Origin of the sequence: Micromonospora sp. NBC_01740, assembly GCF_035920365.1 — a bacterium.
Classification (GTDB): Bacteria; Actinomycetota; Actinomycetes; order Mycobacteriales; family Micromonosporaceae; genus Micromonospora; species Micromonospora reichwaldensis.
The window spans coordinates 5,858,668-5,873,091 of record NZ_CP109150.1 but is presented as its reverse complement, the minus strand read 5'-3'; the positions used below and the strand labels follow the sequence as shown (position 1 = coordinate 5,873,091).

Genomic DNA, 14,424 nt, shown 5'->3' with positions numbered 1-14,424 from the left:
GCTGGGTGCGGCGCGGGCCGGCGTACCGCCCGGTACCGGCCGCGCCTCCCTGGGGCCGCCGGTGCCCGGTGGGTCCCGCCGGCGCCGGCCGACCCGCCCACTCCCGCTGGACGCTAGGAGAACCTGATGACAGTCGCGTTGGAACGTGCCGGCGTCACGACGTTCCGGGGCCGCCCGGTCACGCTGCTCGGGCCGGAGGTGCGTGTGGGCGATCCCGCGCCGGCCTTCACCGCGCTGGCCAACGACTTCTCGCCGGTCGACCTGGCCTCGTCGGCCGGTACGGTGCGGATCCTGTCCGTGGTGCCGTCGCTCGACACCGGCGTCTGCGACCAGCAGACGCGGCGGTTCAACGAGGAGGCCGCCGCCCTGCCGGGGGTGAGCGTGCTGACCATCTCCGTGGACCTGCCCTTCGCGCAGGCCAGGTGGTGCGGCAACGCCGGCATCGAGGGGGTCCGGACGGCCTCGGACCACCGCGACCTGTCCTTCGGGCTCGCCTACGGCGTGGTGATCGCGGAGTTCCGGCTGCTCGCCCGGGCGGTCTTCGTGGTCGACGCCGAGGACCGCGTCGTGCACGTCGAGTACGTGCGCGAGGTCGGCGAGCACCCGCGCTACGAGGAGGCGGTCGCCGCGGCGAGGTCGGCGTCGTCCCGCTGACCCGCCCCGGGTCGCCACCCGCCGGTGCGCGCACGAGGTGGCCACGACGTCGATGCGTCGTGGTCACCGCGTGACGCTGCCCGCCACCAGGCCTGCGCCCGCTCGCGGCCATGTGCGCGTGCCCGCGCCGGGCCCTGCTCTCGCGCTTCTAGGCACGTGCGCGCGCCGGCCGCATCCCCGTCAGGTGCGCCGCCGGCGGCGTCCCCACCTCCGTCCACCGGTACGGCCCGTCGTGCGCGGCACGACGGGCCGTAGCTCGTGTGGGGTAGTGGCCTCCGCGGGTGTGGACCCGCCTCAGCCGCGGTCGCGTGCCGGGGGACGGGCCACCGGGCCGGACGGGGTGGCGACGGAGCCGGCCGGCTGCCCGCCCGCCCGCAGCACGCGCAGCATCACCGAGGGGCGCATGATCGCCTGCGGCGGGTCGATCAGCCCGGCCACCCGCAGGAAGGCGTCCGTGACCCGGCTGTCCCGGGTGGCGGCGGCGTGCACCCGGGCGATGTAGGCGTTGGCCATCCGCACCTTGAACGGGCGCGGACCCTCCACCCGCGGGTGGGCCAGGTCACCGCCGGCGGCGACCTCCCACGGGGCGTCGAGCTGCCGGGAGATGTCGGCGAAGAAGGCCCGCGGCCGGGGCGCCCCACCGCTGGCGAGGTGCCGGCGCAGGATCAGCGCCTCCAGGGCGGCGACGGTCATGCCCTGGCCGTACACCGGGTTGAACGTGCAGACCGCGTCGCCGACCACGAGCAGCCCCTCCGGCAGCCGGGACACCCGCTCGTAGCGGCGCCGGACGCTGGCCGGGAACCGGAACGAGGCCGGCTCGTCGAGGAACTCGGCGTCCCGGATGGCGTCGATGATGTCGGGCACGGGCAGCGAGGCCGCGTACGCCAGGAAGCCCTCGCGGTCGGTCGGCGGCTCGTCGCCGAGGATGCCGGTGAGCGAGAGCAGCCCGGTGTCGCCGCCCAGCGTGGCAAGGAACGCGCCGCGCGGATGGGCGGGGGTGGCCACCGGGTTGATCGAGACGTCGCCGTGGAACGGGTCGTGGGAGAAGCGGAACCGCGCGCTGGTGTAGGTGAGCCCGATCTTGATCCGCTCCTCCGGCACCGGGCCGTGGCCGAGCTCGGTCAGCCAGGCGGGGGTCCGGGAGCCGCGGCCGGTGGCGTCCACCACCAGGTCGGCGTCGATGACCTCGGCGACGTCGGCGCCGCGGTGGTGGATCCGTACGCCGGTGATCCGGTTGCCGTCGGCGGTGGCGACCGGGGCGACGACGTCGGCGTCCTCGACGAGCCGCACCCCCGACAGGGCCAGTACCCTGCGCCGCACCAGCGCCTCTATGCCCGGCCGGTAGCCCCCGACGACCAGCAGGCCGGTCTCCGCCGGCTTCAGCCGGTGGCCGTTGAAGTACCAGCGGATCCGGGTGCCGAGGTCGCCCGAGCGCAGTCCGGCCGCGGTCGCCTCGTCGGTGAAGCCGGGCAGCAGCTCCTCGATGGCCTGCTGACCTCGGGCGAGCAGGCCGTGCAGGTGCCGCCCCTGCGGTGCGCCGCGGCGCACCTCGGTCGCGTCGGCGAGCCGGTCCCGGTCCACCAGGACCACCTCCCGGTACGCCTCGGCGAGCACCTTGGCGGCGAACAGCCCGGCCATGCTCGCGCCGAGGACGACGGCCCGGCCTCTCGCGGTGTCGCTCATCGTGTGGTTCCTCTCGGTTCGCCGCCGGGCGGACCTCCCGCCCGGTACAGGGGGTGCCGGTCTGCGGTCGCTCTCACTCGGCCGCTACTGCGGGGGCGGCCGGCTCGGTGCTGCGCGACTCCCACTGCGCCGCCTCGCGGCCGGTCGGGAGTTGCTCGCGGACCGTGCTCGGCGCCTGGGCCCCCGGGTCCACGGGCGCCCGGCCCAACCACGGCCGCAGCCCCATCGCCGGGCGCTCCAACAGGTAGAAGCTCAGCGTCGCCGTCACCACGCTGGCACCGGCCACCGCCGCGGTGACGAGCCAGAAGTTGCCGGTGCCCAGCGGCGTGCCTGTCGTTCCGTAGTAGACCCACAGGTAGAAGACGTGCCAGAGGAAGACCCCGTAGGAGATCCGGCCGAGGAAGCGCAGCACGGGGTTGGACAGGGCCGCCCGCATGTAGCCGGGACGGCCCGCCGGCAGGGTCAGCGGCGCCACCAGCAGCAGGGAGATGGCCAGGTAGAGGGCGTGGTCGACCATCGCCGAGCCCAGCGGCGGGTAGTTCATGTCGTTCGGGCCGCCCAGGGGGGAGCAGGCCGTCGCGTACGCCAGCGCCGCGCCGATCCACGCTGCGCCCGGGTGCCGGATGAGGAACCGGTACGGGGCCGGCGTCCGCTCGGGCGCCACCTCGGCGACGGCGGAGAGGGTCGCCAGGATCATGCCGACCGCCAGGTAGCCCATGTACTCGGTCGGCCAGAGGTGCTGCATCGGGAAGGGGCCCATCGAGGGCAGGTGGTGGTACGCGGCGAAGCCGGCGCCGGTCAGCACCAGGGCGCCCAGTGGCACCAGCAGCCGCCTCGCGCGGGTCCCCGGGTCGGCGGCGCGTACCGCCCAGCGGCGCAACGCCCAGGCCAGCAGCGGCAGGGTGACGTAGAACGCGACCTCGGTCGCGAGGCTCCACGTCTGCTCCATGCCCGTGGGCATCGCGTTCGGCTGGTAGACGTGCAGCACGAGCAGCGGGCGCAGCACGTGCCACAGCCCGGTGACGGCGTCGGCATTGAGCACGAGCAGCGCCGTCACGGCCAGCAACCAGTACGCCGGCAGGATCCGCAGGGCCCGCCGCCAGAAGTACGGCTTCAGCGCCATCGGCGGCCGGTCGGTGAGGGTGGCCAGCGCGAACGGCCGGTAGAGCACCAGCCCGGAGAGGACGAAGAAGATCGGCAGGCTGACGTCCATGGTGTTGAAGATCGGTCCGGCGACCGGGTTGCCGGCCGCGCCGTACATGTCGGAGGCGATCATGCCCGTGGTCAGCGCGATGTGGGTCAGCATGACCATCACGGCGGCGACCCCGCGCATGCCCTCCAGCTCGGGGAAGAAGATCCTCGGTCGGGCCCGCTCGCCGGTGGCGGATGTCGCCCCCGGCGCGTCCCCTCGCACTGATGTCATCGTCCGCTCCTCACGCACCCGCACTGTCCGAAAAGGATCTGTTGAGCCTTGCCTCGGCAGAACCGGGCGCCCCGGCGCGTCCGTCCGCTCCACTGTCGGATCGTGCTGCTCGGCCGGACCCGGCGCACCTTCCACCGTGCGCAACCCCGTGCCCGGCGACGGGATGAGCGCACGACGGGAGATGCGGGGCCCAGAGGGGCCGGACGACGATCCCTGATGACCAGACACCAGCGATGACCGCCGCACGTGCGGCGGACCGAAGCGGCGGAGGGGACACAGGGTGGGCGAGAAACGTGCGGCAACCGGTAGCGGAGGGCGCGGCCGAAGGGCCATCGCGGTCGGGGGCGTGGCGGCCCTGGCGGCAGTACTGGTGATCACCGGGCAGCAGACCCCCGCCGTCGCGGGCGGAGACGCGGACCCCGCGCCGGCGCCCGCCAGCCAGTCCGACCATCGGGTCACCCTGATCACCGGCGACCGGGTCACCGTCTCCCCGGACGGCGCGCGGGTCACCGTGACCGCCGCCCCGGGCCGCGCCGGCACCCGTTTCACCAGCCACCGTGCCGGCGGGCACCGCACCGTCCTCCCGGAGGACGCCCGCCCGCTGGTCGCCGCCGGGCTGCTGGACCGGCGCCTGTTCGACGTCACGGCGCTGGTCCGGGCCGGCTACGACGACGCCCGCAGCCCCGGGCTGCCGCTGATCGTGTCGCGACGCGGCGCCGATCCCGCGGCCGGTCTGACCGGGCCGGGGCTGCGCACGACCGGCCGGTTCGCCGTAGCCGGGATGAGCGCGGTGACCATGGTCAAGACGGACGCCGCCTCGGCCTGGTCGGCGATTCGCGAGCAGCGGGCAGGCATCGAGAGGATCTGGCTGGACAGGCCGTTGACCCCGGCGCCCGTGCCGGCGCCGCCCACCGACCCGCCCCCGGCTCTGTCGGCGGGTGGCGCCGCGCCGACCGTGGCCGTGCTGAGCACCGGCGTCGACGCCGAGCGGGCCAGGCCGGCCGCCCGGGTGGCGCGCCGGCAGGTCTTCGCCGGCGCGAGCACCGGTGACCGGCACGGACACGGCACCCGCACCGCCGCCGCCGTGCCCGGCGCGACGCTGCTCGACGGCAAGGTATGTGACGACGACGGCCGGTGCCCGGAGTCGGCGATCCTGGCCGGCCTGGAGTGGGCCGCCGGCCGGGCCGACGTCGTCGACCTCGGCGTCGGTGGCGCGGAGCAGCTCGGCACCGGCCCGCTCGGCCGGGCGATCGAACGGATCGGCGACCGCACCGGGGCCCTCGTGCTGGCCCCCGCTGCGGACGGGGCTGCCGGAGCGATCGCCACCCACGACAGGCCCGACGGGCGTGCGGCCGGGCTGCCGGCCGGCACGGTGACGGGCGCGGCACTGCTCGCCCAGCGTCACCCGGACTGGTCCGTGGACCGGCTCCGCGCCGCCCTCGCCGCCTCCGCGGTGGACGGTGCGCTCGACGCGCCGGCGCTGGCCCGGCGGAACGTGCTCCCGGCCACGGCCTCGCTCGCCTTCGGGGTGCAGCAGTGGCCGCACGCCGACGACCGCCCGCAACAGCGGACGCTCACCTGGCACAACCACGGCGACCGGCCCGTCGAGCTGCGGCTCGACGTCGCGCTGACCGGCCCCGACGGCACGCCCGCCCCCGCCGGGGCGCTGTGGCTCGACGCGACCACGGTGACCGTGCCGGCGGGCGGGTCGGCCGGCGTCACCGTCACCGCCGACACCCGCCACGACGGGCCCGACGGCCGCTACACGGGCACCGTCACCGCCACCCCGGCGGGCGCGCCCGACCTGGCCGTGCGCTCGCGCGTCGAGGTGGAGAAGGAGGTCGAGAGCCACACGCTCACCGTCCGGCACCTCGGGCCGGACGGGCGGCCCACCGGCCGGGCCGAGACGATGGTGCTGGACCTCACCGGCGAGCTGAGGGCGTTGCTGTACGGCGAGGACGGCACCGCCACCACCCGGCTGCCGAAGGGCAGCTACGTCCTCGTCGGCGACGTGGTCGACTTCGGCGACACCGATTCGACCTGGCACCGCCTGGTCCAGCCGAAGTTGGCCCTCGACGCCGACGCCACGGTGACCATGGACGCCCGACGGACCGCCCCGGTACGCACCACCGTGCCCCGCCCGGACGCGCGGACCGCCATGGTCGACCTCGGCTTCAACCGGCGCGCCGAGGACGGCACCGGGTTCGGCCTCGCCCTGGCCCTCGACGGCTTCGAGGGTCTGCGCTCCGGGCAGCTCGGCCCCGACCTGCCCGCCGAGCGGATGACCGGTTACCTCCACTCCACCTGGGCGGTGCCCGGCCCGGCTGGCGACTTCCGCGACACCCCCTACACCTACGGGCTGCTCGACACCCGCCCGGGCGGCTTCTTCACCGGCTTCGACCGGAAGGTGGCCGATCGGGACCTGGCGACGGTGGACAGCCGGCTGGTCGCCCAGGTGACCGGCCGCGCGGCGACCAAGGCCCTGTTCCCCAACGCGCCCGGCGTCATCGGCACGCTGACTCCGCTGCTGCCGTTCAGGCTGCCGGCGCGCACGACGCACCTGCTGGAGGGCGGCGCCACCCTGTGGAGCGCCGCCTTCGGCGAGAACGTCCCGGGCGGGGACGGGCTACCGGTCGAGATCACGGCTTTCGGCCAGGCGAACCAGTCGTACCAGGCCGGGCAGCGGTATACCGACCGGTGGAACGCGTCGGTGCTCGGGCCGATGTTCGACTTCGCCGGTCACGCCGGCCGGCGCGGCGACACCGTCTGGTTCGGCATCCCCATGTACTCCGACCAGGACGGGCATCGGGCCGGTTCCCTCACCGACGCGGCGACGACCCGGATGTACCGCGACGGCCGCCTGGTGGCCGCGTCCGGCGCCGGGAACCTGGAGGCCGAGGTGCCGCCGGGGCCCGCGACGTTCCGCGTGGAGAAGCGGACCAGCCGACCGTCGTACTCCCCCCTGTCGACGCGGGTGGACGCGACGTGGACGTTCCGGTCGGACACCGCCGGCGAGGCCGGCGAGTCCTTCCCGCTGTGGGTCGTCCGGTACGCGCCGACGGTCGACGACCACAACGTCGCCCGCTGGGCGCCGGTGACCCTGCTGCCGGTGTCGGTGATGTCCCAGCCGGAGGCCCGCGTGGGTCGGGTCCGGCAGCTGGCCGTGCGGGTCTCCGTCGACGGGGGCCGCACCTGGCGCAAGGCCCCGGTGGTGCCGGCGGGCGACGGCGGCTACCGCGCGGTGGTGCACGCGCCGAAGGGAACCCGGACGGTGTCGCTGCGCGCCACCCTGGTCGACTCGCACGGCAACCGGCTGGACCAGACCATCGTCAACGCGTACCGGTTCGTGAAGTGATCCGGTACGACACGGGCAGGCCGGCCGCCGCTTTCGCGCCCAGGTGCGGAAGCCGGCCGGCCGGCCGGACAGGAGGAAGCATGGCAACGGTATCGAGATGGCTGTCGCTGACGCTGGCCGTCGTCCTCGCCGTCGGGGCGGTCGGCTCGGGCCCGACCGCCGCCGCGGCGGCGGCTGCGGAACCGCGGAGCTGCATAAGCGCGCCGAGCACCCCGGAGAAGAGCCCCGCCGGCCTGATGGTCCGTAGCGTGGCGACCAACGACTGCGTCGTCCTCGCGGTCATCTGGCTGATGCGCTACGAAACCACCGACACCGGCTGGCGGACGGTGCTGGATCGCTACATGGACCCCGGGTCGACGACCCGGCTCGAATTCCCGTGCCGGGCCAGCGGCACCCGGATCTACCGGTCCGTCGTCTGGGATCCGAACATGATGGCCTACCTGACCTCTCCCGAGGTCCGCATCACCTGCTGACCCGCCCACGCGGCCCGCACGTCCGGACGCCCGCGGCGTACCGGTGACACGAGGAGGAGGAACGACATGTCCGCAGGCAATGCCGCTGTCGTGAGCGACGAGACGGCCGTACGGGACGTCGCGCGGCGCATCGTGACGGCCTGGGCGGCCAACGACGCCGACGCGTTCGCGGCGATCTTCGTCGAGGACGGCACGCTCATCGGTGACGCCTACATGAAGGGCCGGGAGGAGATCCGCTCCTACATGGCCGCCGGGTTCGCCGGGCCGTACGGGGGGACCCACGTCCTCGTCGAGCCGCTCGACGTCCGCTTCCTGACCGACGACATCGCGCTGCTGGTGACCCAGGGCAGCGTGCTCCTGGAGGGGGAGACCGAGTTCGTCGCCGAGCGCGCCTTCCTCGCCACCTCCACGGTGGTCCGGGTGGACGGGGGGTGGAGCATCGCCGCCTACCAGAACTCCAAGGGCACGGCCAAACGCTGACGACGCGTACGCAACGGCGGGTCGCCCGACGTCCGACTGCACCCCGCACCGCCCACGGGCGGTGCGGGGTGCGTCGGTGCGTCCGGGTGACCGCCGCCCGGGCTGAGCCCCGCCCGCTCAGGCGGGGCGGGGGAGGCCGGCCACCAGCGAGCGGTAGGCCTCGGCGGGGGTCAGCGCGGTGCCCCGGTCGAACTCCTCCGTGAACGCGGTCGGGCTGAGCGCGTCGCGCGCGGCCTGAGTGATCCGGTCGACGTCGCCCCGTTCGCCGGCCGGCAGCGGCGCGCCCACCGAGGCCCGCGCCATGGCCGCCGCGCCGAGCAGCCGGGCGGCGTCGCCGTGCCGGCCGTCGAGCGTCGCCGTGCCGGCGAGCCCCTCCAGCGCGAGCGCCTGCGCCCGGGGATCGCCGATGGCGGTGGCGACCTCGAACGCCTCGGCGTGCAACTCGTGCGCGTCGCGGGCGGTGCCGCGCTGCTCCGCGACGAAGCCCAGCTCGGCCAGGAGCAGTGCCCGCACCACGTCGGCGTCCAGGCCCGGCTGGCGGGTCCACGCCAGGACGCCGCGCAGCAGCTCCTCGGCGGCGTCCAGCCGGCCCTCGCGGCGGGCCCCGAGCCCGAGGCCGATCTGCGCGTACAGCTCCCCGGGCTTGAAGTTCTGTTCGGCGGCCAGCCGCAGCGCCCGCTCGTGGAACTCCCGGGCCCGGTCGTAGTCGCCGCTGAGCAGCGCGATGCGGCCCAGGCCGGAGAGCCGGTCGGAGGCCTCCAGCCACAGCCCGAGTTCCTCGGCCATCCGCAGGCCCTCCCGGTGCAGCCTGGCCGCCTCCGGGTAGTCGCCGGTCGCCTCCGCCCGCGTGGTCAGCGCGAAGGACGCCTGGAGCTGGCCCCACCGGTCGCCCAACTCGCGAAAGAGCGCCACGCTGCGCGCGCTGTCCCGGCTGGCCGCCTCCAGGTCGCCCCGGGACTGCGCGTGCCCGGCCCGCAGGCTCAGCGCCGTCGCCACCCCCCACCGGTCGCCGAGCATCTCGAACTGCGCCAGCGCGTCGTCGACCAGCTCCTGGCTGGTCGTTACGTCCCCCGTGTTGAGCAGCGCGAGGCCGAGGAAGCAGGTGGCCCGGGCCCGCCCCGCCGGGTCCTCGTCCGGCGGCCAGCCCGCCAACGCCGGGGCCACCAGCGGGGCGTGGTCGCCACCGGCCTCCAGCAGGGCGAGCCCGGCCCGCCAGCAGGTGGCCGCCGCCCTTAGCGAGGTCGGCACGGCACCGGGCACGGCGAGCGCCGCCTCGATCGACCGGCGCGCCTCGCGCAGCCGGCCGCGCAGGTACCGGTACCAGGCCAGCGCGGTCGCCAGCTCCAGCGCACCGGCCGCGTCGTCGTCGGCCAGCGCGCCGTCGAGCGCGCGGCGCAGGTTGGCCGTCTCCTGGTCCAGCCGCGCGAGCCAGCGCCGCTGCGCCGCCCCGCGCAGTTCGTCGTCGGCCCGCCGCGCCAGCTCGAGGTAGTGGCGCCGGTGGCGGCGGCGCACCACCGCCACCTCGTCGGCCGCGCGCAGCCGCGCCAGGCAGTACTCGGCGACCGACTCGAGCAGCCGGTAGCGCGGTTCACCGGCGCCCTCGGTCATCACCACCAGCGAGCGGTCGACCAGCCGGACGAGCAGCCCGAGCACCTCGTCGGCGGGCAGGTCCGGGTCGGCGCAGACCGCCTCCGCGGCCTCCAGGGTGCAGCCGTCGGCGTGCGCGGCGAGGCGCCGCAGCACCACCCGCTCCGGGTCGGAAAGCAGCTCCCAGCTCCAGTCGATCATCGCGCGCAGGGTCTGCTGGCGCGGCGGGGCGCCCCGGTGGCCGCCGGAGAGCAGCCGGAACCGGTCGTCCAGCCGGGTGACCAGCCCGTGCACGCCCAGCGCGCGTACCCGGGTCGCGGCCAGCTCCAGCGCGAGCGGCACCGCGTCGAGGCGGCGGCACAGCTCGGCGACGTCACGGGCGTTGGTCGCGTCCAGGGCGAATCCGGGGGCGGCGGCGGTGGCCCGGGCGACGAAGAGCTGCACCGCGCTGGAACGGGCGAGCACCTCGGGCTCGGTGACCTCCGGGTCGGGCAGCTCCAACGGGGGGACCGGCCAGACCCGCTCACCCGCCACGCCGAGCGGATCCTGGCTGGTGGCCAGCAGGCGTACGCCCGGGGCGTGCGGCAGCATCCGCTGGGCCAGCTCGGCGACCGGCTCCACGACGTGCTCGCAGTTGTCCAGGACCAGCAGCAGGGACCGGCCGCCCAGCACGTCGACGAGACGGTCGGCGGGGGTGGCCGGGGCGCCCGTCGGCCCACGGTCGGCCCCGGTGGCCTCGCGGATGCCGAGCACCGCCAGCAGCGACCCGGCCAGCGCGGCGGGGTCGTCCGGGCGCAGCGAGGCCAGCTCGACCAGCCACACCCCGTCCGGGTACGCCTCGACGAGCTGGTGCGCCGCCTCGACCGCCAGCCGGGTCTTGCCCACTCCGCCCGGACCGACGAGGGTGAGCAGCCGTTCGACGCGCAGCAGGTCGTGGACGTGCCGCACGGCCTCCGCGCGCCCGACCAGCGGGGTCAGCGGGGCGGGCAGGTTGGTCCTCGGCATCACCCGTCCCGCACCTGCCGGGCGTGGCGCGGCCAGCGGATCGTCCGCGCCGCTCGGCTCGGCGCCGCGCGGATCCCTCGGGCCGCTCCCGCCGCCCTGGCCGCTTGTATCGCCCTGGTCGCCCTGGTCGCTTGCACCGCTCGGGCCGCTCCGGTCGCCCGAGCCAAGCTGGTCGGCGAGCAGCGCCGGGTCGTGCGCCAGGATCGCCCGGTGCAGCGCCACCAGCTCCGGGCCCGGGTCCAGGCCCAGCTCCTCGGCGAGCTGCCGGCGGAAGCGGGCGTAGCTCTCCAGCGCCTCGCCCTGTCGCCCGGCCCGGTAGAGGGCGCGCAGTTGCAGGGCGCGGGCCCGTTCCCGGAACGGGTGCCGCGCCACCAGGTCGGCGAGCTCCCCGACCAGCAGCTGGTGCTCGCCGAGGACCAGCCGGGCCTCGGCCCGCTCCTCGACGGCCACCAGGCGCTGCTCCTCCAGCCGGGTGGCCAGCGGGCGGGTGAACGGCTCGTCGGCGAAGTCGGCCAGCACCGGGCCACGCCACAGGGCCAGGGCCTCGTCCAACAGCGCGACCCGGGCGGGTGGGGCGGCCGTGCCGGTGGCCCGCTCGACCAGCGCGCCGAACCGGTCTGCGTCGGTCTGCCCGGGTGCGGTGCGCAGCAGATATCCGGGCGGTCGGGACACCACCGCGTCCCTGCCGCCGGCCTCCGCGTCGTTCAACGCCCGCCGCAGCTGCCAGACCTTGGTCTGTAGCGCCCCGCTGGGATTGGCCGGCCGGCGCTCGCCCCACAGGTCCTCGACCAGCCGGTCGACGGGGACGGGGCGGCCCTGGTGCGCCAGCAGGTCGGCGAGCAGGACACGAACCTTCAGATCGGGCACGGTGACCGGTGCGCCGTCCGTCGTCCAGACCGCCAACGGACCGAGGAGCCCGAAACGCATGGCGTCACCGTAGCGCAGCGCACCGACGACGCGCGGTCACGGCGCGGCGCGGCGGCGCGGCGACCGGGAGCGCACCGGGAGAAGACCGGGAGTGGACCGGGAGCGGTGGGCGGCAGAGTGGGACCGGCGACGGATCCGGCCCGGCGAGGCGAGGGAGGCCCACCGGATGTCATGGTGCGACCGCGTGCGCGTCCCGGGCCGGCAGATCCAGGTCGACCGCCAACGAGCCGGCCGGAGGGCGGGCGACACCGGCGCGGGAGCGTGCCCAGGGCGTCGGTCGGCGTCCGTGCCGTGCGACGGCCCGCGCCCCCTCCGGTACGCCGGAGCGCCCGCGCCCGTCGCCACCGCTCCCGGCAGGGGGCGTCCGTGACCACGAATGGAGAGACAGCATGAACCTGCCGACGATCGTGTCGCAGTCGGAATGGGACACCGCCCGGGAGCGGCTGCTCGCCAAGGAGAAGGAGGCGACCCGGGCCCGGGACGCGCTGGCCGCGGAGCGCCGCAGGCAGCCCATGACACGGATCCACAAGGAATACGTCTTCGAGGGCCCGGGCGGCAAGGCCAACCTCGCCGACATCTTCGACGGTCGGCGTCAGCTGATCGTCTACCACTTCATGCTCAGGCCGGGCGAGTCGCACTACTGCGAGGGGTGCTCGATGTTCGTCGACAACCTCGGCCACCCCGCCCACCTGAACGCCCGGGACACCACCCTGGCGCTGATCTCCCGGGCGCCGCTGGCGGAGATCACCCCGCTCAAGGAGCGGATGGGCTGGACGCTGCCCTGGTACTCGTCCCACGGCACCGACTTCAACACCGACCTCGGGCTCACCACGAAGGCGGGGGAGGCGTTCGGGCTGAGCGTCTTCCTGCGCGACGGCGACGAGGTGTACCGCACCTACTTCACCTCGGAGCGGGGCGTCGAGGCGCTCGGCAGCAACTGGACGCTGCTCGACCTCACCCCGCTCGGCCGCCAGGAGACCTGGGAGGACACCCCGGACGGACGCCCGCAGGAGGAGCCGTACGGCTGGTGGCGGCTGCACGACGAGTACGACAACTAGGCGCCGCACCGATACGGAGGAAGGACCACGATGGATGTGAACGCGAGCGAGGCGGAACCGAGAGCGGGCCGGCGCGAGTGGATCGGCCTGGCCGTGCTCACGCTGCCCACCCTGCTGCTGTCGCTGGATCTCAACGTGCTCTACCTGGCGCTACCGCAGCTGAGCGCCGACCTGGCGCCGGACGCCGCCCAGCTGCTCTGGATCATGGACATCTACGGCTTCATGATCGCCGGATTCCTGGTGACCATGGGGACCCTCGGTGACCGGATCGGCCGCCGCCGGCTGCTCATGATCGGCGCGGCGGCCTTCGGCGTGGCGTCGGTGATCGCCGCCTACTCGAGCAGCGCCGAGATGTTGATCGCCACCCGGGCGCTGCTGGGCGTGGCCGGGGCGACCCTGATGCCCTCCACGCTGTCGCTGATCAGCAACATGTTCCGCAACGCGCAGCAGCGCACCATGGCCATCGGCCTCTGGATGAGCTGCTTCATGATCGGCGCGATCATCGGACCGCTGGTCGGCGGCGTGCTGCTCGAGTCGTTCTGGTGGGGCGGGGTCTTCCTGCTGGGCGTACCGGTGATGGTCGTGCTGCTGGTGGCCGCGCCGCTGCTGCTGCCCGAGTACCGCAACCCGGAGGCAGGGCGGCTCGACCTGTTCAGCGTGGTGCTGTCGCTGGCCACCATCCTGCCTTTCGTCTACGGCCTCAAGGAGCTGGCGAAGGACGGCTTCGGCGTCCGGCCCATCCTGGCCATGGTCGTCGGTGTGGTGGTGGGCGTGATCTTCGTGGCGCGGCAGCGCCGCCTCACCAACCCGCTGCTCGAGGTGCGGCTGTTCGCCAACCGGACCTTCAGCGCGGCCCTGGGCATCATGCTGCTCGGCGGGTCGACCATCGGTGGCATCGCGCTGCTCTTCGCCCAGTACGCCCAGCTGGTCGAGGGCCTCTCCCCGCTGCGGGCCGGGCTCTGGATGCTGCCGTACGCGGTGTCCATGCTGGTCGGTTCGATGCTGGCGCCGATGATCGCGCAGAAGTTCGCCCCGGGCTACGTGGTCGCCGGCGGCATGGCGATCGCCGCGGTCGGCTTCGCGCTGCTGAGCCAGGTGGGCACCGCCGGTGGGCTCGGCCTCGCGGTGACCGGTCTGGTGATCGTCTATCTCGGCTTCGGTCCCGGTGCCGTGCTGGGCACGGACCTGATCATCGGGGCGGCGCCGCCCGAACGTGCCGGCTCGGCGTCGTCGATGTCGGAGACGAGCACCGAGCTGGGGGTGGCGCTCGGCGTCGCGGTGCTGGGCAGCGTCGGCACCGCCGTCTACCGCAGCGAGATCGCCCCGGCCCTCCCCGCCGACCTGCCCGCGCAGGTCAGGGAGGCGGCCGGCGACTCGCTGGCCGGCGCGAGCGCGGTGACCGGGCAGCTCTCCGAGCAGACCGGGAGCGCCCTGCTCGAGGCCGCCAGGGCGGCGTTCACCAGCGGGTTCAACGTGGCCGGGTTGGTCAGCGCGGTGATCGCGGTGATCGCGGCCGTGGCCTCGGCGCTGCTGCTGCGCCGAGTACGCCCGGCGGCCGAGGAACCGGTCGTCGATGCCCCGGCGGTCCCGGCCGGCGGCACCGACGAGACGCCCGCGTCGGCCCGGCGCTGACGGGTCGGTCGCGGCGCGACCGTGCGGCCGGGGTGGAGCAGTCCACCCCGGCCGCACGCCGTTCGCGTACGTCCGAGCGGCACCCGGAGCTGTCGCGGGTCGCCTGGCGGGACCCGCGTCCCCCGTCGGCGGTGCCGGCGGACCGGG

At 75.2% G+C, this 14,424-nt stretch carries 9 protein-coding genes; 6 read left to right on the top strand and 3 right to left on the bottom strand.

Features of this window, described 5'->3' with window-relative positions:
- Positions 1-126 precede the first annotated feature (126 nt).
- Positions 127-654, top strand: coding sequence for a thiol peroxidase (tpx, locus tag OG989_RS25955; protein WP_327028763.1), 528 nt, complete (start codon positions 127-129; stop codon positions 652-654).
- Positions 655-948: 294 nt separating this feature from the next.
- On the opposite strand, the gene OG989_RS25950 is transcribed toward tpx, so the two are convergent.
- Both OG989_RS25950 and OG989_RS25945 read right to left on the bottom strand, forming a co-directional pair.
- Positions 949-2,337 (bottom strand): FAD-dependent oxidoreductase, encoded by a 1,389-nt coding sequence (locus OG989_RS25950; RefSeq protein WP_151454563.1) that lies wholly within the window; start codon positions 2,335-2,337, stop codon positions 949-951.
- Positions 2,338-2,410: 73 nt separating this feature from the next.
- Positions 2,411-3,760 (bottom strand): acyltransferase family protein, encoded by a 1,350-nt coding sequence (locus OG989_RS25945; protein ID WP_327028762.1) that lies wholly within the window; start codon positions 3,758-3,760, stop codon positions 2,411-2,413.
- Between the two features lie 346 nt (positions 3,761-4,106).
- Between OG989_RS25945 and OG989_RS25940 the strand changes: the two genes are divergently transcribed.
- The 3 genes from OG989_RS25940 to OG989_RS25930 all read left to right on the top strand — a co-directional run bounded on the left by OG989_RS25940 (position 4,107) and on the right by OG989_RS25930 (position 8,068).
- Entirely contained in the window at positions 4,107-7,115 is a 3,009-nt protein-coding gene (locus OG989_RS25940; RefSeq protein WP_327028761.1) for a hypothetical protein, read from the top strand.
- Between the two features lie 80 nt (positions 7,116-7,195).
- Positions 7,196-7,588, top strand: a complete 393-nt coding sequence (locus OG989_RS25935; RefSeq protein WP_151454566.1) for a hypothetical protein — start codon at positions 7,196-7,198, stop codon at positions 7,586-7,588.
- Between the two features lie 66 nt (positions 7,589-7,654).
- Positions 7,655-8,068, top strand: coding sequence for an SgcJ/EcaC family oxidoreductase (locus tag OG989_RS25930; RefSeq protein WP_327028760.1), 414 nt, complete (start codon positions 7,655-7,657; stop codon positions 8,066-8,068).
- A gap of 117 nt (positions 8,069-8,185) precedes the next feature.
- On the opposite strand, the gene OG989_RS25925 is transcribed toward OG989_RS25930, so the two are convergent.
- Positions 8,186-11,587 carry an AfsR/SARP family transcriptional regulator gene (locus tag OG989_RS25925; RefSeq protein WP_327028759.1) on the bottom strand — a complete coding sequence of 1,134 codons (3,402 nt, stop codon included), beginning with the start codon at positions 11,585-11,587 and terminating at the stop codon, positions 8,186-8,188.
- 389 nt (positions 11,588-11,976) lie between these two features.
- On the opposite strand from OG989_RS25925, the gene OG989_RS25920 reads away from it, so the two are divergent.
- Both OG989_RS25920 and OG989_RS25915 read left to right on the top strand, forming a co-directional pair.
- Positions 11,977-12,645: a DUF899 domain-containing protein gene (locus OG989_RS25920; protein WP_151454568.1), complete on the top strand. Its 669-nt coding sequence runs from the start codon at positions 11,977-11,979 to the stop codon at positions 12,643-12,645.
- A 30-nt stretch (positions 12,646-12,675) separates the two neighbouring features.
- Positions 12,676-14,277 carry an MFS transporter gene (locus OG989_RS25915; RefSeq protein ID WP_151454569.1) on the top strand — a complete coding sequence of 534 codons (1,602 nt, stop codon included), beginning with the start codon at positions 12,676-12,678 and terminating at the stop codon, positions 14,275-14,277.
- The last annotated feature ends 147 nt before the right edge of the window (positions 14,278-14,424 follow it).

Excerpts from the sequence above, each read along its gene's own strand:
- tpx (WP_327028763.1), top strand. The coding sequence starts at position 127 with ATGACAGTCGCGTTGGAACGTGCCGGCGTCACGACGTTCCGGGGCCGC.
- OG989_RS25920 (WP_151454568.1), top strand. The coding sequence starts at position 11,977 with ATGAACCTGCCGACGATCGTGTCGCAGTCGGAATGGGACACCGCCCGG.
- OG989_RS25945 (WP_327028762.1), bottom strand. The coding sequence starts at position 3,760 with ATGACATCAGTGCGAGGGGACGCGCCGGGGGCGACATCCGCCACCGGC.
- OG989_RS25950 (WP_151454563.1), bottom strand. The coding sequence starts at position 2,337 with ATGAGCGACACCGCGAGAGGCCGGGCCGTCGTCCTCGGCGCGAGCATG.
- OG989_RS25925 (WP_327028759.1), bottom strand. The coding sequence starts at position 11,587 with ATGCGTTTCGGGCTCCTCGGTCCGTTGGCGGTCTGGACGACGGACGGC.
- OG989_RS25935 (WP_151454566.1), top strand. The coding sequence starts at position 7,196 with ATGGCAACGGTATCGAGATGGCTGTCGCTGACGCTGGCCGTCGTCCTC.
- OG989_RS25915 (WP_151454569.1), top strand. The coding sequence starts at position 12,676 with ATGGATGTGAACGCGAGCGAGGCGGAACCGAGAGCGGGCCGGCGCGAG.
- OG989_RS25930 (WP_327028760.1), top strand. The coding sequence starts at position 7,655 with ATGTCCGCAGGCAATGCCGCTGTCGTGAGCGACGAGACGGCCGTACGG.